The sequence below is a fragment of the Candidatus Omnitrophota bacterium genome (genome assembly GCA_018830005.1).
Lineage (GTDB): Bacteria > Omnitrophota > Gorgyraeia > JAHJTE01 > JAHJTE01 > JAHJTE01.
Window position 1 is genome coordinate 101,925 of the sequence record JAHJTE010000001.1, and the last position, 22,387, is coordinate 124,311.

At 39.6% G+C, this 22,387-nt stretch carries 20 protein-coding genes and 2 tRNA genes; 18 read left to right on the forward strand and 4 right to left on the reverse strand.

Translation table 11 applies throughout. From position 1 onward, the window contains the following. The first annotated feature begins 2 nt into the window (after nucleotides 1-2). Together KJ593_00605 and KJ593_00610 are read left to right on the forward strand one after the other, a co-directional pair. Nucleotides 3-566, forward strand: coding sequence for a hypothetical protein (locus KJ593_00605; GenBank protein ID MBU2540381.1), 564 nt, complete (start codon nucleotides 3-5; stop codon nucleotides 564-566). Next, nucleotides 563-1,603, forward strand: a complete 1,041-nt coding sequence (locus KJ593_00610) for a hypothetical protein (protein MBU2540382.1) — start codon at nucleotides 563-565, stop codon at nucleotides 1,601-1,603. The genes KJ593_00605 and KJ593_00610 overlap by 4 nt, the downstream gene beginning before the upstream one ends. A 51-nt stretch (nucleotides 1,604-1,654) precedes the next feature. On the opposite strand, the gene KJ593_00615 is transcribed toward KJ593_00610, so the two are convergent. The 3 genes from KJ593_00615 to KJ593_00625 all read right to left on the reverse strand — a co-directional run bounded on the left by KJ593_00615 (nucleotide 1,655) and on the right by KJ593_00625 (nucleotide 3,966). Further along, nucleotides 1,655-1,737: transfer RNA gene (locus KJ593_00615), tRNA-Leu, on the reverse strand. Between the two features lie 47 nt (nucleotides 1,738-1,784). Then, complete coding sequence (locus tag KJ593_00620; GenBank protein MBU2540383.1) at nucleotides 1,785-2,531, reverse strand: slipin family protein; 747 nt, start codon at nucleotides 2,529-2,531, stop codon at nucleotides 1,785-1,787. A gap of 46 nt (nucleotides 2,532-2,577) precedes the next feature. Further along, nucleotides 2,578-3,966 (reverse strand): nodulation protein NfeD, encoded by a 1,389-nt coding sequence (locus KJ593_00625; GenBank protein ID MBU2540384.1) that lies wholly within the window; start codon nucleotides 3,964-3,966, stop codon nucleotides 2,578-2,580. Between the two features lie 111 nt (nucleotides 3,967-4,077). On the opposite strand from KJ593_00625, the gene KJ593_00630 reads away from it, so the two are divergent. The 10 genes from KJ593_00630 (at nucleotide 4,078) to KJ593_00675 (ending at nucleotide 13,503) form a co-directional block, all read left to right on the forward strand. Then, complete coding sequence (locus KJ593_00630; GenBank protein MBU2540385.1) at nucleotides 4,078-4,497, forward strand: hypothetical protein; 420 nt, start codon at nucleotides 4,078-4,080, stop codon at nucleotides 4,495-4,497. Beyond that, nucleotides 4,488-4,563, forward strand: a tRNA-Ala gene (locus KJ593_00635). Before KJ593_00630 ends, KJ593_00635 begins: the two co-directional genes overlap by 10 nt. Before the next feature lie 175 nt (nucleotides 4,564-4,738). Then, complete coding sequence (gene leuS / locus KJ593_00640; GenBank protein MBU2540386.1) at nucleotides 4,739-7,177, forward strand: leucine--tRNA ligase; 2,439 nt, start codon at nucleotides 4,739-4,741, stop codon at nucleotides 7,175-7,177. An 11-nt stretch (nucleotides 7,178-7,188) separates the two neighbouring features. Next, nucleotides 7,189-8,022, forward strand: coding sequence for an HD-GYP domain-containing protein (locus KJ593_00645; protein ID MBU2540387.1), 834 nt, complete (start codon nucleotides 7,189-7,191; stop codon nucleotides 8,020-8,022). After that, nucleotides 8,015-8,359, forward strand: a complete 345-nt coding sequence (locus KJ593_00650; GenBank protein ID MBU2540388.1) for a helix-hairpin-helix domain-containing protein — start codon at nucleotides 8,015-8,017, stop codon at nucleotides 8,357-8,359. The genes KJ593_00645 and KJ593_00650 overlap by 8 nt, the downstream gene beginning before the upstream one ends. 41 nt (nucleotides 8,360-8,400) lie before the next feature. After that, on the forward strand, nucleotides 8,401-9,615 hold the full coding sequence (gene glgC / locus KJ593_00655; GenBank protein MBU2540389.1) for a glucose-1-phosphate adenylyltransferase: 1,215 nt from the start codon (nucleotides 8,401-8,403) through the stop codon (nucleotides 9,613-9,615). A 65-nt stretch (nucleotides 9,616-9,680) separates the two neighbouring features. Then, the gene (locus KJ593_00660; protein ID MBU2540390.1) at nucleotides 9,681-11,297 is read left to right on the forward strand and encodes a ComEC family competence protein; all 1,617 of its coding nucleotides are present in this window, start codon (nucleotides 9,681-9,683) and stop codon (nucleotides 11,295-11,297) included. A gap of 19 nt (nucleotides 11,298-11,316) precedes the next feature. Then, nucleotides 11,317-12,267, forward strand: coding sequence for an outer membrane protein assembly factor BamD (bamD, locus tag KJ593_00665; GenBank protein MBU2540391.1), 951 nt, complete (start codon nucleotides 11,317-11,319; stop codon nucleotides 12,265-12,267). Beyond that, complete coding sequence (locus KJ593_00670; protein MBU2540392.1) at nucleotides 12,260-12,823, forward strand: hypothetical protein; 564 nt, start codon at nucleotides 12,260-12,262, stop codon at nucleotides 12,821-12,823. The genes bamD and KJ593_00670 overlap by 8 nt, the downstream gene beginning before the upstream one ends. Continuing rightward, complete coding sequence (locus KJ593_00675; GenBank protein ID MBU2540393.1) at nucleotides 12,817-13,503, forward strand: hypothetical protein; 687 nt, start codon at nucleotides 12,817-12,819, stop codon at nucleotides 13,501-13,503. Before KJ593_00670 ends, KJ593_00675 begins: the two co-directional genes overlap by 7 nt. Here the strand turns inward: KJ593_00675 and rpsT are convergent. Beyond that, nucleotides 13,475-13,759: a 30S ribosomal protein S20 gene (gene rpsT, locus KJ593_00680; GenBank protein MBU2540394.1), complete on the reverse strand. Its 285-nt coding sequence runs from the start codon at nucleotides 13,757-13,759 to the stop codon at nucleotides 13,475-13,477. The two genes, KJ593_00675 and rpsT, sit on opposite strands and share 29 nt — an antisense overlap. A gap of 115 nt (nucleotides 13,760-13,874) precedes the next feature. Between rpsT and murJ the strand changes: the two genes are divergently transcribed. The 6 genes from murJ to secA all read left to right on the forward strand — a co-directional run bounded on the left by murJ (nucleotide 13,875) and on the right by secA (nucleotide 22,194). After that, nucleotides 13,875-15,467 (forward strand): murein biosynthesis integral membrane protein MurJ, encoded by a 1,593-nt coding sequence (gene murJ / locus KJ593_00685; GenBank protein ID MBU2540395.1) that lies wholly within the window; start codon nucleotides 13,875-13,877, stop codon nucleotides 15,465-15,467. After that, nucleotides 15,446-16,699 (forward strand): excinuclease ABC subunit UvrC, encoded by a 1,254-nt coding sequence (locus tag KJ593_00690; protein MBU2540396.1) that lies wholly within the window; start codon nucleotides 15,446-15,448, stop codon nucleotides 16,697-16,699. The genes murJ and KJ593_00690 overlap by 22 nt, the downstream gene beginning before the upstream one ends. Continuing rightward, the gene (locus tag KJ593_00695) at nucleotides 16,689-17,075 is read left to right on the forward strand and encodes an MGMT family protein (GenBank protein MBU2540397.1); all 387 of its coding nucleotides are present in this window, start codon (nucleotides 16,689-16,691) and stop codon (nucleotides 17,073-17,075) included. The genes KJ593_00690 and KJ593_00695 overlap by 11 nt, the downstream gene beginning before the upstream one ends. After that, nucleotides 17,063-18,136, forward strand: coding sequence for a PilT/PilU family type 4a pilus ATPase (locus KJ593_00700; protein ID MBU2540398.1), 1,074 nt, complete (start codon nucleotides 17,063-17,065; stop codon nucleotides 18,134-18,136). The genes KJ593_00695 and KJ593_00700 overlap by 13 nt, the downstream gene beginning before the upstream one ends. 87 nt (nucleotides 18,137-18,223) lie before the next feature. After that, nucleotides 18,224-19,340, forward strand: a protein-coding gene (gene prfB, locus KJ593_00705; protein ID MBU2540399.1) for a peptide chain release factor 2 whose coding sequence is annotated in 2 segments (ribosomal slippage) — nucleotides 18,224-18,292 and nucleotides 18,294-19,340 — 1,116 coding nt in all. Because the reading frame shifts where the segments join, the coding sequence is not laid out codon by codon here. After that, complete coding sequence (gene secA / locus KJ593_00710; GenBank protein MBU2540400.1) at nucleotides 19,324-22,194, forward strand: preprotein translocase subunit SecA; 2,871 nt, start codon at nucleotides 19,324-19,326, stop codon at nucleotides 22,192-22,194. Before prfB ends, secA begins: the two co-directional genes overlap by 17 nt. Nucleotides 22,195-22,387: the final 193 nt, after the last annotated feature.

Below are 22,387 nucleotides of genomic sequence, written 5' to 3' on the forward strand. Positions count from 1 at the left end.
CCATGAAGACAAACAGAGCTATAACCCTTGCTGAGTTTATGATTGCTGCATTTGTCTTTTTAGTTGTTTCTTTAGCCTTAGTTTTGACCTTAAATTACACCCGGCAATCAATAGAGGTAGTTATAGTAAGTACAGAGCTCCAGGAAGAGATGTACAATGCCTTAAGCTTGGTAACTGCTGAATTGAGAGAGACTACTAGCACCAAGATAAACGATGGTCCTATACTTGCTGATGGTATGTGGTATAATTCCATTACTTTCGCCATACCCTATGATATTGATGCTGATGGTGATATACTAGATTCTTCGGGTTTAATCGAGTGGTCAGATCAGAATCCAGCAAATTGGACACTCACCTATGCACTTTCAGGAAGCCAGTTAATTAGGACTGCCGGAGACGGCCGTGCTCCTATTCTGGCTAACCATGTAACATCGTTGCTGTTTAGGCGTTCTGTAGTTGCGCCTTCATTCATAGATGTTTCAATCATTCTTCAGAAAGATACGTTTTTCAATCGTACGATCGAAATTTCATTAACTAATCAAGTCAAAATGAGGAATGAACCATGAAAAAAGATATTCATTTTTCAAAAGAACGCGGTGGCTTAACATTGGTTTTTGTTTATTCAATTTCAGTTGCGCTACTGGTTTTATTTATTGCTTTGAGCAGTAAAATATTTGTTAATAAATCGTTTTCATCACGCAATATAGAGAGGATGCAGGCGTTGCATATTGCTGAATCAGGCCTAGACTATGCCTTATCAAATTTGAGGGATAATTACAGCTGGGCGCCTTCAGGAAATCTAATTCCTTTTGAGAATGGAGAATTCCTCATCAGCGTAACAACAGTTGGTTCAAAAAAGCTTGTGGAAAGTACGGGTTTTATACCAGATCAGGCAAATTACAGAGAGAAAAAAATGCTTGAGGCATGGATGAAGGAGGATATACCAAGTAATTTTTATGATAATGCCATATATTCTTCCGGAGAGGTGGATTTAAATGGAACTGCTTATACAATTAACGGAGATGTTGTTTATTACTCAGAGTTAGATAATCCTAGCAATATCACTGGCACGGTTACCCAGGATGATACAGCAAATCCTTTAGCAATGTTAGATTTTGAGGACTTGTATAATAAAAGTGCAATCCAGGGGAATGTATACGATGTACAGAGACTAAAGGATGTGAAAGACGGGACGGATTCTTTTCCCAGCTCCTTTTGGAATACGCCTCCAGTTATTCCTGGGGATCCGACAACAGGAGATCCTAATTTTGTCTATATTGAAGGAGACTTAGTATTAAATGGCAATATTGACATAGGAGGCTTTTTTATCGTTGTTGGCGATGTGTTAAATAATCCTTCAGCAGTTTATGATGCTACAATTAATGGAGTAGGCGAGATTGATGGTTGCGTCTACACTCGGGGAGAATTCAGAATCAATGGCGGCGGCGGAGGATTAAATATTGATGGCGGAGTCTGGTCAGGTACTAAGACAAGGATCAACGGAAACGCAACGGTAAACTATAACGCTGATTATATGGTAGCACTCTCAGCAAGTATCCAGGCAGATGCCCAGCTTATATCCTGGAGAGAAATAAATCCCTAAATCTTTCTTCGGTTAACCCTTCTTATTCAATCCCTAGCTAATATAAAAAAATGCTGGAGGTGGGACTTGAACCCACACGGGTGTGACCCCACCAGTTTTTGAGACTGGCGTGTATGCCATTCCACCACTCCAGCAATAATCTTTAATCTATCTAACCTTGTTTTGAAATCTTTCCAAGCTCTTATTTCTTTCCCGTATTAAATATAGAACTAAGCATATCCAAGGGAATGGGGAATACTATAGTAGAAGATTTTTCGCTAGCTATCTCTACCAGTGTTTGCAGATATCTCAGCTGCATTGCAAGCGGCTGTTTGGCAACACGTTCCGCCGCCATGGTTAATTTTTCTGCTGCCTGATGTTCGCCGTCTGCAGCTATAATCTTGGCCCTCTTTTCCCTTTCTGCCTCGGCCTGTCTTGCCATTGCCCTCTGCATCTCCTGAGGTAAATCAACATGTTTAATCTCAACTGTGGAGACCTTAATTCCCCAGGGGTCAGTTGCCTTATCAATAATTTCCTGCAGGCGCGAATTTAATTTATCCCTTTCTGATAATAACTCATCAAGACTAGCTTGACCTACTACACTGCGCAGAGTTGTCTGAGACATCTGACTTGTAGCAAAATCGTAGTCTTCAACGTCGAGGATTGATTTGTTAGGATCCATAACCTTATAATAGACAACAGCGTTTACTTTTACCGAGACATTGTCTTTTGTGATAATATCCTGTGGCGGGACATCTAAGGTTACAGTACGCAGGCTAACCCTTATGGCACGATCTATAGGCTTGAAGATGAAGATTAGACCCGGGCCAGCGGGTTTGGAGACAACCCTGCCTAGCCTGAAGATAACGGCACGTTCATATTCATTTAAAACCTTGATGCAGTTTAACAGGTAAAAAACAATGATGGCAACAAAAATTCCGAAGTTCATATATTACCTCCTTTTAATGAGTCCGCCAACTAGTTTGGCGGATAGATTAACCTTTTTCTTTTTTCTTCGCTTTAACTGTCAGGGTAAGGCCGTCAATTTTTTCAATAATGACCTTTTGGCCTTTGCCTATGGTTGATGTGCTTATGGCATTCCAGATCATGCCGTCAAAGAAAACCTTGCCTTTTTTTCTTATCTGACTGTAAACAGTTGCCTCTTTCCCGATCATTGTCTCAGGCCCTATAGCCACCTTCTTTCTATGTGCCTTAATTACATTGCTCATCAGAAATATTATAATAAGGCTGCTGGCCAGAACTATTGGAATAATTACATTTAAAGAAACTCGCAAAAAAGGCAGTTTTGAATTAAATAACATCAAAGAGCCCAATGTCATTGCCACAAGCCCTCCTAATGTCAGCAGTCCGAATGTCGGGGTCATGGCTTCGGCGATGAAAAGTATTATTGCCAGGATAATTAAGGCTACCCCGGCATAATTTACTGGAAGCGCTTGAAATGCATAAAAGGCAAGGATTATAGCTATTAGTCCGGCAATGCCAGGAAAACCAATTCCCGGATGCGTAAATTCAAAAAGTAACCCCAAAAACCCTAGAAGCATGAAGATGTAGGCGATATTAGGGTTTATCAGGGAATTCAAGATTTTTTGCTGTGTGCTCAATTCGATAAAGTTTATCTGGGAGTTTTCTGTGTCCAATTTAAATTCTTTTGTTTTTGTTTTGATTGTCAGGCCGTGGAGTTTTTTAACTAGCTGGTCTAAATCATCGGCGATAAAATCTACAACTTTTAGTCTCTGCGCTTCTTTTTCTGTTGCGGATACGCTTTCGGTAACCGCCTTGATTGACCAGTCTACATTGCGATTCCTGTTTTTAGCAATAGTAGTAACCCAGGCAATTGTATCATTCATAATCTTATCTGCCATTGCATCAGGGGATTCTGATTGCTTTTTGTCTTTTTTTGAAAAATTAAATTTTTCAGCCTCTTTATCTTTCTCATCAAATTTTGGTGCACCAATTCCTAAGGCAACAGGATGGGCTGCTCCAATATTGGTAGAAGGCGCCATAGCTGCCACGTGACTTGCAAGCGTTATGAATAATCCTGCTGAGGCAGCCCGTCCTCCCGAAGGCGCAACGTATACCACGATTGGTATATCAGCATTCATCATTTTTTTAACGATGTCTCTAGTTGCCTCTAAGAGGCCGCCGGGAGTATCCAGCTGTATCAGGAGGCAGATGTCGTTATCTTTTTGTGTTGTCTCAATTGCCTCTGTAATATAATCCCTGGTTACTGGATTAATAATATAGTTATCTATGGTGACGACGTTGATTTTCCTAGATTGCGAATAGCCTAAAGGCGCACTAAGAAGTACAAATATACAAGACAGAGCAAATATTAGATACATTCTTTTAGTTTTTCTAATCATTTTTATCACCTTTTAGTTTTTTCAAAGTCTAATTTTATATTTTTTTGGTTAAAATACCAGAGAATTAAAGAGTGATAGATAATAGATACGAAATTCTTTATATCGGCAGGAATGTTTGTTTCCAAAGCCCCGTTTAGATATATTATCTTTGCAAAGATAAGTATTTTAGTTAAGATGATACTAAAGGCAAAATATCTAAGAAGCCCTACAGCAAGACTCTTTTTGAACAGCAAACCGAACCCAATAAATAAGGATATAAGACTTGTGATAAGTACGAATGTCAGGATGTTGAGGGGTTTTATTGATGTATGTAAAAGTATTGATGCGATAGTTGAGGAAAGCGTCAATCCTCCAATTGAGATTTCAATGAGCGCAAAGATTTTAATGCCTTCAATTTTATTTAGTTTCAACGTAATCAGATTAAGCAACCTAGGGGGTCGCAGTCAGTGTCAACGCAGGGTATCTTTAAGATACGAATGTATTGACAGGGTTTATTATAAATGTTATATTTTTACAGCTGTGGGGCTGTAGCGCAGTTGGGAGCGTATCTCAATGGCATTGAGAGGGTCACGGGTTCGAACCCCGTCAGCTCCACCATCCTTTTAGGAAACGAACCGCCTCTCTTCGTCTGCCCATAATAATCCTTCTAAACTGTAGAAATCATAACACCTGCAGGGGGTTTTGTCAATCACTCGCTACAAGTTGACTTTTACCTCGATTGTTGATAGAATTTATAAGTTACTTAAAAGATACAATAAACAAATCAGAAAATATGACTTACAATTTTAAAGCAACTGAAGAAAAATGGCAGAAATTCTGGGAGGAGAATCAGGTATTTGAGGTTATGCCTGACGCCAAGAAGCCCAAATTTTACTGTCTAGAGATGTTTCCCTATCCTTCTGGAAAAATCCATATGGGCCATGTGCGTAATTATACAATCGCTGATGTCACAGCACGCTATAAATGGATGCGCGGTTACAATGTCTTGCACCCAATCGGATTTGATGCATTTGGTCAGCCTGCGGAAAATGCCGCTATTAAAAACAGGAGCGATGCAGCAAGCTGGACATATAAATGTATTGATTGGATGCGACAAGAGATGCGGCGCATGGGCTTTTCCTACGACTGGCCGCGAGAGATCTCAACTTGTGAGCCGGAATATTACCGGTGGAATCAGTGGATATTCTTAAAGATGTATGAGCGTGGTCTGGCATATAAAAAGCCGGCTACGGTGAATTGGTGCCCAAATTGTGCCACGACTTTGGCTAATGAAGAGGTTGCATCAGGTGTTTGCTGGCGTTGCGATAAGCCTGTTGTACAGAAGGAATTAGAGCAGTGGTTTTTAAAAATTACAGAATACAGAGATATTTTATTGGAAGATTTAAAGTTGCTTAAAGATTGGCCAAGCCGTGTACTGACCATGCAGGAAAATTGGATCGGCAGAAGTGAGGGCGTAGAGATTTCCTTTAAAATAGAAGGTTTTCCCCAAACGATTAGTGTATTTACTACAAGGGTTGATACTATATTCGGTGCTACATATATTGTGCTTGCCCCCGAGCATGAGATAATATCAAAAATCAAAGATAAGATATCAAATATCAAAGAAGTTGAAAGATATATTAAGAAGTCGCAGCAAAAGACTAAGCGCGAACGCATAGATTTGATTAATAAAAAGACCGGAGTAAAAATAAAAGGTGTGGCTGCCACCAACCCTGTGAATAATGAAAAGATACCGATATATATAGCCGATTATGTATTAATGGAGTATGGCACAGGCGCAATTATGGCAGTGCCTTGTCACGATCAGCGTGATTTCCTATTTGCTAAAGAGCACGCATTGCCGATGCGGATTGTTATTCAAGAGCCGAACAGTAAGGCTCAAACAGTGCAAGATTTGACTGAGGCTTATGAGGCAGATGGTGAACAGGTGAATTCTGGTCAATTTGATGGCATGGATAATCAGAAGGCAAAGAAAGAGATTGCATGCTGGATGGAAGCAGAAAAGATAGGAAAAAGAACTGTTCATTATCGTCTGCGTGATTGGTTGATATCGCGGCAGCGTTATTGGGGCACGCCTATTCCTATTATCTATTGTTCGGATTGCGGCACTGTTCCTGTAGCTGATAAGGATTTACCTGTTAGACTGCCGCAAAATCTAAAGGTATCAGGCAAAGAAGGCTCTCCCTTAGCAAAAAGTAAGGAGTTTTTAGATGTTTCCTGTCCGAAGTGTAATAAAAAAGCTCGTCGTGATACGGATACAATGACTACCTTTATTGATTCTTCTTGGTATTTCTTGCGTTTTTGCTCACCCAAATTCAATGAAGCCCCTTTTAAACAGGAAGATGTAAAATATTGGATGCCGGTAGATCAATATATTGGTGGCATTGAACATGCTATTTTGCATTTGTTATATTCGCGTTTTTTCACTAAATTTTTAAAGGATCTGGGCCTGCTCAATTTTCCAGAGCCGTTTAAACGCTTGCTGACTCAAGGCATGGTACTTAAAGACGGAGAGGTAATGTCTAAGTCTAAAGGCAATGTCATAGATCCAGATACTGTTATCAATAAATACGGGGCTGACACCTTGCGACTTTTTATACTTTTTGCCGCTCCTCCAGAGACAGAACTTGAATATAATGAACGTGCTATAGAAGGCAGTTGGAGATTCCTGCAGCGTGTATGGAGACTCCTGGAGAGGGTGCAAGATGCTGGATGCAAGAGAGAAGAGAAGACTCCAGATCCTCAATTGCAAAGAAAAACTCATCAGACGATTAAGAAGGTTAGTGAGGATTTAGAGAATTTTAAATTTAATACCGCCATTAGCGCAGTAATGGAGCTAGTGAATGAGATTTATAAACAGCCGGCAGTCTCGCTAGAGATAAAACAGACAGTTAAGACGGTTGTTTTATTATTGGCTCCTATTATCCCTCATATCTGCGAAGAGATGTGGCAGATTTTGGGTGGGAAAGCGAGCGTTGCCAAAGCAGCTTGGCCAACCTATAAGCAAGAATTGACAAAGACGAGCAGTATGACAATAATCATCCAGGTTAATGGCAAATTGCGCTCTAAGATAGATGTAGATGCTGGGGTCGAGGATGAAAAGATCAAGGAACTTAGCCTAAATGATGAAAAAATAAAGAGGTTAATCGCAGGTAAAAAAATTAAAAAGATAATTACGGTTAAAGGAAAACTGGTAAATATAGTTATCTAAAAGGAGAATATATGAGCTATGTAACTTCTATGCGTAGTAGCGTAAACAATCTTTTGGCCCAGCAGGGGTTTAAGTTAGCTGTGCTTATTTTCCTTTTTATTCTTATCGCCCTAAGGGTGATAACAATCTTTTATTATCCTGGAGTTGATATATTTTCTGTAGGCTGGTCGCTGACAGTAGCTTTAGTTTGCATAGGCTATCTCTGGATTGCAGAATTGCGAGATCGAGCAAGGCTTGAAAGGATTAATCGGGAGTTAATAATCACCAAAGATATTCTAAAAGAGAGCGAACTAGATGCGATTATGGCCTTGATCTTAAGTCAAGAAGCGAAAGACCCCTATTCTTACGGGCATACGAATCGCGTAACCAAATATTCTGTTTCCTTAGCCAGGGAACTTAGGTTGCCCCTACATACAGTAGATGTAATTGAGCGCGCTGCCAAATTGCATGATATTGGAAAAATCGGAATAAAGGACAGTATCTTATTTTTTGAAGGCAGATTAAGTGCTAAAGATTACGAGGTTATCAAGAGTCATCCTGTAAAGAGCGTTACTATTTTGGAGCCGCTAAAATTTATCGACGAGGAAAAGAGAATAATCCTACATCATCATGAAAGATATGATGGCAAAGGTTATCCAGAGGGTATTAAAATGGATCAGATCCCTTTGGGTTCGCGCATTCTGGCAATTGCTGATTCCTTTGATGCCATGAGTTCTGATAGGGTATACCGCAAGCGACTTTCCAAGTCCGTTGTTATAAAGGAACTTAAAGAAAATAGCGGTACGCAGTTTGATCCCCATCTTGTTAAGGTATTCTTAACTATAATCAACCGATTTTATGCTTAGTCTTACACGTCAAGAGAGGCTGCTTCTTGTTTTTTTAGCTATAACGATTCTTTCAGGTGTATGTATAAATTATGCTTTAAAAAAGCGACCGGCCTTAAGTCGTTTTTATAAATGTTCTGCTATTGATAAAGATAGCAAACATCTAAATATTAACATAAACAATGCCACTAAAGAAGAGCTTACGCAGCTTCCGGGAGTAGGCGAGAAAACCGCCTCGATTATTATCCGTTATCGAGAAATCCACGGTGATTTTAAAGAAAAGGAAGAACTAAAAAATATAAAAGGCATGGGCGAGAAGAAATTTAAGAAAATAGAGCAGTATATAAGGATAGAGTAGCAAAGAGAGACATTTAAATTGTAGATAAGAATAGCATGAATATATCAAACGTCGTTACATTCATAATGGCCGGAGGCAGAGGAAAAAGGCTGCTTCCTCTTACAAGAGACAGGGCTAAGCCCGCAGTCCCTTTCGGAGGAGTTTACCGTATTATTGATTTTTCTCTATCCAACTGTCTGAATTCCGGACTTAACAGGATACACGTACTGATACAATATAGGTCTATTTCTTTAGATCGGCATATAAGACTAGGTTGGAATATTTTTGATCCGCGTGTAGGAAATTATATAGATGCTGTGCCGGCTCAGCATCGCGTAGGCGAGAGTTGGTATAAGGGAACGGCTGATGCGATATATCAAAATATATATATCATAGATAGCGAAAAACCTGATTACATTCTTATCTTAGCAGGTGATCATATATATAAAATGGACTACCGGAACATGATCCGTTTCCACAAAGAAAAAAATTCAGATTTTACCATCGGTGTAGTCAGGATGCCAATAGATAAATCCAGTCAACTTGGAGTATGTGAGGTAAATAGAGGCGGTCGACTTGTTGGATTTCAAGAAAAACCGCAAAATCCCAAAACCGTTCCGGGTGATAATAAGCGAATCTATGCATCTATGGGTATATATTTTGCCTCTAGTTCTATGATTAAAAAGATCTTATGCGAGCAATCCGGGAGCCTATCTCATTATGACTTCGGCAGGGATATAATGCCAGCTATCTGTAACAAATATAAAGTTCTTGTTTATGATTTTAATAAACATGAAAGGTACGGCACTTATTGGCGGGATATTGGAACAATAGACGCCTATTATGAAGCAAATATGGACCTTATCCAGGTAACACCGACATTTAATCTATATGATCAGGAGTGGCCGATAAGAACGCTTCAAGGCCAATTCCCTCCTGCCAAAACCGTCTATGATGGCTCTTGGGATCCCTCCCGAAAAGGCACAGCAATACAGTCTCTGTTATCCAACGGGGTGATTGTAAGCGGAGGCAAAGTCGTAAGTTCGGTGCTTTCAGCTAATGTGCGCATTAATAGCTTTTCTTTGGTAGAGGATTGCGTTCTCATGGAAGGAGTAGATATAGGCCGTTATGCAAAAATAAGACGTGCCATTATAGATAAGGATGTAAAAATCCCACAGCATATGCAAATTGGCTATAATCTCCAGGAAGACAAAAAACGCTTTTTTGTAACTGATAGCGGGATTGTTGTTGTTGCTAAGGGTGAAAAAATCACCTAGAAGAATATTACCCCCTTCCATTAGATATAAATAAAGTGCCTCTCGCTTCTAAAAAATTAGCACATTTGTCTTTAGTCCTATCTGATAAGTTAAGTCAAATTAGTATCCTCACCGCTCTTGTTATCAGTTTTATTTTAGGCATAATCTGTAATCATTTTTTTGGATTTGGTTTTTTTATAGCTGCGTTATTATCTGCATTATTTCTGATTTTTGCCTCTATCCTTATAAACCAGCCTGGGAAATCAGTATTTTTATTGCTAATTGGCTTTTTCTTTTTGGGCTCATCTGTTTTAGCCAATAGCAATGCATTAAGTTCCAACCACATCAGCAACTTATTTAAATCCAAGGACAATCCCCTAGAATTAACAGGCACTATTATAGATAGCCCTGTCTTAAAGAAGTCAAAGGCCCAGTTTAGAGTTAAGGTTAAAAGCATTTGTAAAGACAACCTAAAGCTAAACGCATCAGGCAAGATTTTAGCTGTAGTAGATAAGGACTTGATAGATGATCTCTCTTGCGCTGACAATGTTAGATTGAAGGGGAAGATTTATAGGCCACTTAGCTTTAAGGAGGCAAAGAGTTCTTTTGATTATCGCCAGTATCTGGCGAGGCAGGGCATACATTTTATTATTAATATAAGAGATGCTGCCAATATCCAGATACTTGGTATGGACAAGAGATATCTTATTTTAAGAATAGCCGCTAGGATAAGCGAGAGGTTAAATGATTTGTTATTTTTTCAGTTACCACCAATAAGCGCAACTTTCTACGCGGCAATGTTATTAGGAAGAAGGGAGGTCCTTTATCCGCAATTAAGAGAGGTCTTTGCCAATACTGGCACATCGCATATTCTGGCTATCAGCGGCCTGCATATTGGAATAGTTGCCTTTATCTTTATTCTAACGCTTAAGGCCTTTGGCGTGAAAAGGAGAACGAGGCTGATAATCTCTCTGATCTGTCTTATATTTTATTGCATTCTTTCTGGGATGAGGCCGCCGGTAGTGCGCGCAACAATAATGGCAACTTTTGTTATCGTCGCCATCTTAATTGAGCGAGAGGAGAATATTTATAATTGCCTTTCTCTGGCGGCATTTTTGATATTATTATTTAAGCCAAGCTATATATTTGAAGTAGGATTTCAGCTTTCATTTTTCGCTGTTTTAGGCATTGTTCTTTTTAGTTCGCGCCTTGAGCAAATTTTAGAGAATATGATAATGTTTTGTTTGGCTAAATTTTATAAGGGTGCTATAGACCTGCCTAGCTTTTTTAGGGCACTAATTTGTGCTTTTTCTATCTCGATTTGTGCCTACTTGAGTGTTATGCCGTTGTTAATCTATCATTTTAGGATTATTACGCCATTTGCAATTCTAACTAATATCATCGTGATTCCGGCCTTAACTCTAATTTTGGCATTGGGTTTTACATTTTTGCTTTTTGCTACTCTTCTTCCACCAATTGCCGTAATTTTGGCTACACCTCTAGGAATGGCGGCAGCGGTTATGATCCATTTTATCTCTTTTGTCAGTAAACTCCCAGGGGCTTATTTTTACGTGGGTTTTAAGCTAACTCTTTGGCCAATCGTTGGCTACTACATTTTATTGTTTTTCCTGATTTTTGGATTATATGAACGTATCGATTCTTTTAGGCAAAGTCTATCTAACGGGGTTGACAAAGAAACATAGCTATGTTAAAGTTGAGAGCATGAACAAGAAAGTCATTAGTATATTGGCGATATTTCTGTTAATCTTATGGGTTAGCGACGTAAGTGCATTCTGGATTTGGACACCTGAGACTCAACGCTGGATAAATCCCAAATATAGCGCTAAAGAGAATGCAAGATTGCAGCTAGAGGAAGTTCTCAAGTACTATAAGAGTGAGCAATATACTCTAAGTTTACGCGAGGCGAGAAAGTTAGTAAGTTATTTTCCGAGTGCGCGTGAGGCAGCTGAAGGTCAATTTTATGTTGGGGCAAGCCTTGAGAAATTGAATCAGTATTATGACGCCTATAAGGCATATCAGCTAGCAATAGAAAAGTATCCTTTTTCTGAAAGGATTATGGAAATGACGCAGCGTCAATACGAAATAGGAAATCTATTTCTTGAAGGAAAGGTAAAACATTCATGGAATAGTTTTTTAAGCGGCGATGAACCAGCAATAGAGATATTTTCTAGCGTAATCGAAAATGCCCCTTATAGTGAATTTGCTGCCGCCAGTCAATATAAGTTAGGGCTTGCCCTGCTAAAGGACAAGCGTCTCTATGAAGCAAAAGAGGCATTTACTAAGGTCTTGGATAATTATTCTAATAGCGAATGGCTTGAGGAAGCTGAATATCAGATCGCTGTAGTTACAGCCAAGATGTCAGGAGGCTTTGATTACGATCAGGCCGGCGCTTCTTCAGCCAGGAGGCAATTGGAAGATTTTATTAAAGAACATCCGGATACGCAATTGAAGACTGAGGCTAGTAAGAGGGTTGCTACTTTGAAAGAAGACGAAGCACAGGGCAATTTTAATACAGCCCACTTTTATGAAAAACAGAAGGCCTATAAAAGCGCTAAAATCTATTATCAATACGTTATTGCTAATCATCCTCAAAGTCCTTGGGCTAAGAAGGCAAAAGAGAGGCTGGCAGAAATCAAGGAGGAAAATGAGTAAAAGATTACGCCTTGTTGGGCCTATTAAATTTTTGTTCTTATATCTTATTATTTTTGCGTTTGTCGGCTGCGGTTATACTACGCGCTCGAGTATTTATCCTGCTGGCACCACAATTGCCATAATGCCTTTCTTGAATAAAATTAATATCGCTGATGAAAGGAGTGAATATCGTAGACTCGTAAATTATTTCCCACTCTTAGAGACAAAGGTAACGAATGCTGTTGTTGATCGTTTCCTGATGGATGGAAATCTTAAAGTATCCCGCTTAGAAAACACGGATTTAATTCTGGAAGGCGAAATTCTAAGATATAAGCGCGATGCACTTCAATATACTGATAATAATGAAGATGTTACAGAGTATCGCGTTACCCTTTTCTCAAATATAACATTAAAAGATAAGGCCAATGATAAGGTCGTCTTTCAAGAGAATAATTTCGCTGGTGAAGCTACCTATTATACTCAAGGTTCTTTAGCGAAAAGCGAGACTGTGGCAGTGGAAGATGCTGTTTCTGATCTTGCGCGCAGGATTGTAGAAAGAGTTGTAGAGGCATGGTAGATAATGCTATTGTTTTTATTTCAGGGGATGATGTAACATTAAAAGATGACAAGATTACTTTACTGAAAAAAAAATTTACAACTTCTATTCCTGCAGTGGCAGAATTTAACACCGATGATATCAACTCGCAAGGGCTAACGGTTAATAGTTTGGGCCAGATACTTGCGCGTCTGCCTGTGGATTGCAAGAAGCGACTTTTAATCATCAGAGATGTAGACCATCTTCCTGAAAGGGTTTGCGCATATCTTCTTGACTTTATCAGGAATTCAAAAAACACCCCTCTTGAACTCATCCTATGTACAAGTCAAGATAAAAAGGCCTCCCACAACAAATTAATTACATATCTGGAAGAGTCAAAGACTGTTCAGAAAATACATTGTCGCAAGAAACGAGAAATGCGTGTTTTTGATTTGGCGCGTAATATCATCGATTATGGCAATACCCCTGGTTGCCTTTCTATATTACAACAATTGTTAATAGGCGGTACGCAGCCGCCTCAGGTTTTAGGAGGCCTATTCTGGTATTGGAATAATACCTTAGCTGATAAGGGATGCCGTAATTGGCAAGCGGATTTAGATTTATTTCTTGATACGGATTTGAAGATTAAAACGGGGAAGGTGTCTGCAGATCTTGCCTTAGAGCTATTGGTAGTTAGGCTTTGTCAGAAGGTGCATTCGTAACCAGGAGAAACTTTTTGTGGAGACGTCCTTTTCTACGCGAGGCCGTATTTTTGTGGATTATTCCCTGTGCGGCAGCCTTATCTAATTTGGCAAATGCCTCTTTTAAGGAAGCTAGTAATTCTTCCCTTTTTTTATCTTTTAGAAGCGCCTGAAATTTTTTTAAAGATTTTTTGAGATTGGTTTTTATCTTTATGTTACGTAGGCGCCTTTTTTTATCGGCTCGCAGCCTTTTTAGTCCAGCTTTTCTTTGTGGCAATTCTTTTCACCTCTTATTAGGGATTTTAAAAAAGGTTTCATCCGAGAAAGCTTTATAAATCTAGTATGCTTTAAGGCTTTCTTCAGTTAAGCAAATATACCAAAAATTAAATTTTATGTCAACTAATAATTTGCCATATCTTGAATCTCGTATTTTGCGCTCAGCCTCTGTTGTTGGCGCTGCTACATTTGTCTCCAGAATCACGGGTTTTTTCCGGGACGTAGTATTAGCGTATTTCTTCGGCACAGGTATTCAGATGCAGGCGTTTATTGTTGCTTTTCGCCTACCGAATCTATTACGTAATCTTATTGGAGAAGGCGCGACAAATACTACACTTGTTCCTGTATTCTCCAAATTGCTTTCTCAAGCTAAAAGAGAAGAATTCTTAAGATTAAGCCAATTTTTATTTAAACTTATGCTCACAAGCTTAGTGGGCATTGTTATTCTTAGCGAGATTGCTTCAGGTGCTCTAGTGCGGATTATTGCCCCTGGATTCTTGGATGAGCCTGAAAAGTTGTTTTTGGCAATAAAGATGTCCCGTATTACTTTTGTTTATATTTTGCTAATAGGTCTTGTGGCTTACAATACCTCCCTTCTTAATTCCATGAATAATTTTGCATCAAGCGCTATTGCCCCCATGTTGTTAAATCTAAGCCTTATCATTGGTGCATTCGTATCTGTAAGAGTTATGGATGAACCTATTTTGGGCATTGCCTGGGCAGTTATTGTCGGAGGAATTCTGCAGTTTTCTTGTCAGCTGCCGTCGCTAGTGAGGAATCACATAACTCCTTGGAGTAATATTTTTCATTTTAAGATAGAACCTGAAGTCAAGCATGCTTCAGCCAGGGTTGGCCGACTCTTCTGGCCGCGGACTCTGGGGGCGGCAGTTTATCAGATAAATGTATTTATAGATACTATTATTGCTTCTTTGTCGTCCCTTGTCGGTCCGGGTGCAGTTGCGGCGATATATTACGCAAACCGCATAATACAGCTTCCTCTGGGAATATTTGCCTTTGCTCTTTCTAGTGCCTTGCTTCCGCGTTTTTCTGCTTTTGTAGCTCTCAATGAAAAGGACAAATTAGCTAAAAGCTTTGTTTTTTCTATGAATATGATAACAGTTATTATGCTGCCAATTAGCTTCTTTCTTATCCTCCTGTCCAGGCCGATAACAACAGCAATATTTCAGCGCGGAGAGTTTGGTATAGCTTCAAGCCAAATAACATCTTTGGCCCTATTGTTTTATTCTCTGGGTCTATACTTTTTTGCTGCGGTAAAAATTACACTTGCCTGTTTCTATGCCTTAGAAGATACAAGAAGGCCGGTTAAGATTGCTGCCTTCTGTTTGGTCCTAAATCTAATATTAAACATTATTCTAGCCATTCCCTTAAAGATTGGAGGCCTTGCCCTTGCTAGTTCTATTTCTGCAGCGATAAATTTAATTCTTTTGTGTAGATTCTTAAAGGGGCACATTCCATCTCTTAAATACGGGGAGATCTTTGGCCTACCTTTTTTGAGAATATTTGCCTGCGCGCTATTTATGATATTTTGCATTAATTGGACGTGGCAGCATTTATTCATCTGTCATGTACTTTTTATCCGCCTAATATTCAATTTGATTTTAGCTGCCTTTATTTATTTAGCCGCAGGCTTGTTATTTAAAATCAATGAGATAAAGCAGGCCCTCCTATGGATATTAAGAAAAGATTAAAATCTATTCCTGATGCAGCTGGCGTCTACATTATGAAAGATAGTAATTCAGATATACTCTATGTTGGCAAGGCCACGTCTTTAAACAAGCGCATAACATCTTACTTTTATAGAAAAAAAGATTTAGAGCCTAAGATTCAGATTATGCTGGGAAGGCTTTCGACTATTGATATTAAGGAGTGTAACAGTGAAGCAGAGGCCTTGATTCTAGAATCTGAACTTATAAAGAAACTGCATCCAAAATATAATACGATTGGAAAAGACGATAAGAGTTTTCCCTGGGTGAAAATTACAAAGGAGGACTTCCCTAGAGTTCTGTTCACAAGGCCCAAAACAGGCGAGGATGCTATTCTCATCGGTCCTTTTACCAGCTCCTGCACCTTAAAGTCAGTATTAAAGACTATCAGAAATATATTTCCGTTTCGGACTTGCTCTCAGATGCATAAAAAACCATGTTTGAATTATTCTTTGGGGCTTTGTCCTGCTCCTTGTATCTTTAAGATTAGTAAGAAAGATTATCAGCGTCATATTAGACGTATACGTCAAATTCTAGAGGGTAAAACAAGGACCATCCTAAAGGATCTTTCAGTAAGGATGCATACACTTTCGCAAAAACAGAGATTTGAAGAGGCAGGATTGATTCGCGATCAAATCCAGGCCTTAGAGTCTTTGTGGAAGAATGAGCCGCAATTAGGTAAAATCAATGTCCTCTGGCAGTTGAAAAGCGCCCTAGCCCTAAAACGTCTTCCTTTAAGGATTGAAGGCTTTGATATCTCGAATATCTCTGGAGATTATAACGTTGGTTCTTTAGTTTCCTTTTATAAGACTCAACCTGATAAGAGTCAATATCGGCGTTATAGAGTTAAGACTGTTTCTGGGGCAAATGACTACGAGAGTATTTTAGAAATAGTAAGGCGTAGATTTTCCAGGATAAAAGAGGATAATCTAAAGAGGCCGGATCTGTTTATTGTTGACGGCGGCAAGGGACAGGTCTCAGCATTAAAGAAGGCATTGATTGAGCAAGGTCTTGATATTGCTGTTATTGGCATTGCAAAGAGGAAAGAGCATATATTTATGCCGGGGAAAAAAGAATTTCTCGTTCTGAATCCACATTCTCCTGCTCTACATTTAATACAGCAGGTTCGCAACGAGGCACATCGTTTTGCGCTTAAATATCACCGGCTACTACGTAAAAAAAATATGCTAAAATCAAAGATAAAAGATGAAAAATAAACACAAGAAAAAGAAAATTGGTGATAAAATAGATTTAGGAGACCCTTTTAGTAAGGTTCTAAGCGGGCTAACAGAGTTTAGCAAAGGAGTCTTAAGGGCAACTTATAAAATACCACTGGGTCAGACACGTAGTTATCAGTGGGTTGCTTCTAAAATAGGCAGGCCCAAGGCATGTCGTGCTGTTGGAGCAGCCTTAAAGAAAAATCCATACCCATTATTAATTCCTTGCCATAGGGTAGTGAGGATTAATGGAGAGATTGGCGGGTATTCAAGAGGCATAAGAAAAAAGAAAGATCTGTTAGCGATTGAAAAAGAAATAGCAGAAATTTTAAAGAAGAAGAAAGGCAATCCAAGGAGTAAGAAATGGCCAAGATGAAAGATCTATTTAAGCAGATGGTGGAAAAAGACGCATCAGATTTAATACTGCGTGCTGGTTCGCAATGCTGGATGAGGATTCATTCAAGGCTGGAAAAAGTAGGAGAACAAGTGCTCTCTGTTGAGGATTTGATGCGCATGGTAAATGAGATTATTAATGATGAACAGCGCAAACAGTTTAATAAGACAAGAAACGTAGATTTTGCTGTATATTTCGAAGACCTAGGTCGTTTTCGGGCAAGTCTGTTTGTACAGAGAAATTCTCCTGCGATTGTTGTCAGACGAGTGCGTAGAGACCTGCAGACCTTTGAGGAATTGAATTTGCCAGCAGATATTTTAAAAAAATTGTCCCTGGAGAAAAGAGGCATGGTCTTCTTAACCGGAGCTGCCGGAAGCGGTAAATCCACTACGATTGCCAGTATGATTGAGCATATGAATCAAAATATAAGTAGACATGTTATTACCTTAGAGGAGCCTATTGAGTTTACATTTGAAGATAAGAGATCGATAATAAACCAGAGAGAGCTGGGTTTGGATGTTGATTCCTATGCAGATGCCCTAAAGCATTTTACTTATCAGAGCCCGGACGTTATCTTTATCGGTAATATCCGTGACTTAGAGACTATGAGTGCTGCCCTTACTGCTGCTGAGACAGGTGTCTTGGTTTTAAGCACACTTCATACTGTTAATGCGGCCCAAACAATTGAGCGGATAATTAATTTTTTCCCTCCGCACCAACATCTAGAGGTAAGGGTACAGCTATCTATGTTATTGAAGGGCGTTATATCTTTAAGACTTATTCCGAGAAAGGACAGACCGGGTTGTATTCCAGCTTATGAGACAATGCTGCTTACTCCTACAATTTCGCGATTGATTCGAGAAGGAAAGATTTGGGAGATTACTTCCTTCTTATACGAGGGAGAAATATTTGGCATGCAGACATTCCGTCAATCTATTGTAAAGCTGATTCGTAATGACAGTATTACAATTGAGGATGGAATGGAATTCTGCGACAACAAGGATGAATTAGAGCTTGATTTAAAAGGGATAAAGAGGCTATAAAGTTTGCCTTAAGTCAGTCGTTGAGACTCAACGTACGACAGGCGTTTTTGGCTTTTGTTATATTATGCAATCGAAGGGAGAATATTTATGCAGGAAGAATTAAATATCCACATCAATGAATTAAGGAACCGCTTAGAACATTTAAGAGGTTATCTTTGACATAGATAATAAGCGAAAGGGCATTTCCCAGATTGAGGCTCAGATGAGCGAGCCTGATTTCTGGTCCGATATTAACCTGGCAAATAAAAAGACGTCTGAGCTTAAGGATTTAAAGTCTTCTGTTCGGCTTTGGTCAGAGATTAATGTTAAGCTGGAAGAATTAGATGAATTATTGCATGCCAGTACTTGTAATGATGTAGCGTTGATAGAAGAGATAAAGAATGAAGCGGCCAAGTTGGATGAAGAGTTGAATGCCTTGGAATTCAGGACGCTTTTTTCAGGCAGGTTTGATAAAAACAACGCAATAGTTAACATCAACGCCGGCGCTGGTGGTACGGAATCTTGTGATTGGACCTCAATGCTTTATAGGATGTATACCCGCTGGGCAGAAAACAAAGGTTTTACTGCTAAGATTATTGATGTCTTAGCAGGTGAAGAGGCAGGTATAAAAAACGTTACATTCTCGGTTAAAGGTGAATATGCCTATGGATATTTGAGATCAGAAAAAGGCGTGCATCGCCTGGTACGAATCTCTCCTTTTGATGCAAATAAGCGTCGACATACCTCTTTTGCCTCCGTAGGCGTTATCCCAGAAGTCCAAGATGATGTAGACATACAGATAAATATAGCTGATTTACGCATTGATACTTATCGTTCTTCCGGGGCCGGGGGTCAGCATGTCAATGTTACAGACTCTGCAGTCAGGATAACACACCTTCCTACAGGCATAGTAGTGCAGTGTCAGAACGAGCGTAGTCAGTATCAGAATAAGGCTGTGGCTATGAGGATTTTGCGCGCTCGGCTGTATGAAAAATCACTAGAAGAGCGGCAGCAGGAGATATCAGCAGAGCACGCACAAAAGAAAAAGATAGAATGGGGAAGCCAGATACGTTCCTATGTAATGCATCCTTATTCTCTTGTAAAAGACCATAGGACCGAATTTGAAATGGGAAATGTTAACGCTGTATTGAACGGTGAAGTAGATAAATTCATTGAGCAATTTTTAAAATATAAGGCGAGCAAAAGTGATGGGAATATTATCTAAATTATTCAAGACGTCTAATGAGCGTGAGCTTAATACATTATGGCCGATCGCCAGCCAGGTAAACGCAAAAGAATCTTTTTATCAAAGGCTTTCGGATAAGGAACTGGCTGCTAAGACAGATGAGTTTCGGCCTCAAATAAAGGAAAGATATAAATCAGTCTCTTCTGGAATTGTAGATCTGCAGGCAAGGATTGCTACTGCCACCTCCTCTGAAGAAAAGGACAAACTAAGGCTAAGGCTAAAGGATTTAAATAATAGTGTATTTAGCGAGCATCTCGCAGATAGCTTTGCTGTTGTCAGGGAGGCAGCTCGTCGCGCGATTGGGATGAGACATTTTGATGTTCAGATCTTAGGAGGCATTGTTTTGCATCAGGGAAAGATTGCGGAGATGGTAACAGGAGAGGGCAAGACTTTAGTGGCAACACTGGCTGCTTATCTGAATGCCTTAGCAGGCAGGGGTGTACACATTGTTACTGTTAATGATTATCTTGCGCGTCGTGATCGTGACTGGATGGGGCCAGTCTTTGAATTTTTAGGACTTTCTGTCGGCGTTATCCAGCATGATATGAGCCCGCAACAGCGTCGCATAGCTTATTCATGCGATATTACTTATGGCACTAATAATGAATTCGGCTTTGATTATCTGCGGGATAATATGGTTATTGATAAGCAGGATATGGTTCAGCGGCCATTCTGTTTTGCCATTCTTGATGAAGTAGATTCTATCCTCGTTGATGAGGCCAGGACGCCTTTAATCATATCTGGTCCAGCAGAGGAATCAACAGAAAAATATTATCAAATAGATAGAATCGTCCCTAAATTGAAGGGAAGAATAATTACGCAAAAAGACGAACTTGATGCAAAATTTAAAGGAACAGATTTAAATGAGGGGTTTGATTATATTGTTGATGAAAAATTACATACAGCGGCCTTAACCGAAGAAGGAGTAGCAAAAAGCGAAAAATTATTAGGCGTTAAAAACCTTTATGATGATATAGCAGGCATGTGGGTGCACCATATAACTTGCGCCTTGAAAGCGCACAATTTGTTTAAGCGCGATGTGCATTATGTACTTAAAGAAGGCAAGGTTATAATTGTTGATGAATTTACAGGAAGGCTTATGCCTGGTAGGCGTTGGTCTGATGGTCTGCATCAGGCAGTAGAGGCAAAAGAAGATGTAAAAATCGAAAGGGAGAACCAAACCTTAGCCACCATTACATTCCAAAACTACTTCCGGATGTATGAGAAGTTAGCAGGTATGACAGGTACGGCCATGACAGAGGCGCAGGAGTTTAAACATATTTATGGTCTGGATGTTGTCTCTGTGCCGACTAATCAACCCCTGATTCGCGAAAGCTTACCAGATGCAGTTTTCAAAAGCCAGGAAGAAAAATTTAATGCTGTTGTCGAAGAGATAACCAATCTTTATAATCTGGGGCGGCCGGTTTTGGTGGGTACCATCTCTATAGAAAGAAGCGAGGCCTTATCTGATATGCTCAAAAAGTGTGGAGTCCAACATCAGGTGCTTAATGCTAAATATCATGAATTTGAAGCGCAGATTATTGCCCAGGCCGGTAGATTAAAGACAATTACAATTGCCACAAATATGGCTGGTCGCGGCACGGATATAATCCTGGGAGGAAATCCTGAATATATTGCCAAGGCAATGACAAATGAAAAAAATATCGAGGATAGAGAGTTCTTTTTAAAGGAATATGAAAGGCTTCTAGAAGAATTTAAGAAAAAAACAGATGCTGAACATGAAAAGGTAGTTGCCTTAGGGGGCTTACATGTTATCGGCACAGAGCGTCACGAGGCAAGAAGAATTGATAATCAGCTGCGTGGTAGAAGCGGCAGACAAGGAGATCCTGGTTCGAGTAGATTTTATGTATCATTCGAAGATGACCTGATGCGGCTATTCGGATCTGACCGCATGATTAATGTAATGAATACGCTGGGGTTGGAAAAGGGTCAGGCGATTGAACATCCTTGGGTTAGTAAGTCTATTGAGGTAGCCCAAAAGAGAGTAGAAAATCATAACTTTGAGATTCGTAAACAGATTTTAGAATATGATAATGCAATGAACAGACAGCGCGAGGTTATATATCAGCAACGCAGAATGGTTTTAGAAGGCGAAAGTCTAAGAGAAGAATATTTCTCAATGATTGATGCTAATTTAGAAAGCGGTCTTTCTCTTTATCTGAATAGCGCAAGTCCGGGAGAAGTTGATTTAGGAGGTTGTCAAAACTGGTTAAAAACTAAATTTGGATTAAGACTAGAATTAGATGAGTCTAAGATTCTATCGGAATCGCAAGATTCTTTACGCGAGGATTTATTTAAACGTGTAGTGAAACTTTACCAGGAGAAAGAAAACAATCTAGGGCAAGAGATGATGTGTTATCTAGAGAGGATGATACTACTGCAGATCATAGATGCTAAGTGGAAAGACCATCTTCTGAATATGGATGCGCTTAAAGAGGGTATAGGACTGCGTGCTTACGGCCAGCGTGATCCCTTGATTGAATATCAACGTGAGGCGTTTAATATGTTCCAGGAGATGATCGAGCAGATAAAACAGGAGGCAGTAGAGTTTATTTTGAAGGTTCAGGCGCCGACACAACAGAGGGTGCGCGGGGTATTTAGCTCTTTGCCTCAGGAATTAATTCATGAACAGAGATCGTCTTTGAATGCTGACCCAGCAGGGGTTTCTCCAGTTAAGCAGGATTTAACTCAAGCCAAGCCACAGCCTAAGATTACAGATAAGAAGGTTGGTCGTAATGATCCTTGTCCCTGTGGCGCAATTGATCCGGCTACTAATAAGCCAATTAAATATAAGAAATGCCATGGTAAATGAACCCTCCAGAGACTAAAAATTCCGAATTTTCCTCTTTTTTACTAAGCGTTGCCTCCGGTTTTCTTCTTGTTTTTTCTTTCCCGCCTTTTAATCTGAGTCTGTTTTCTTGGATTGCTTTTATTCCTTTGCTTTGTGTTATCAATAGAGTTTCGGCTAGAGGAGCCTTTTTATATAGTTATCTTGCTGCAGGAAT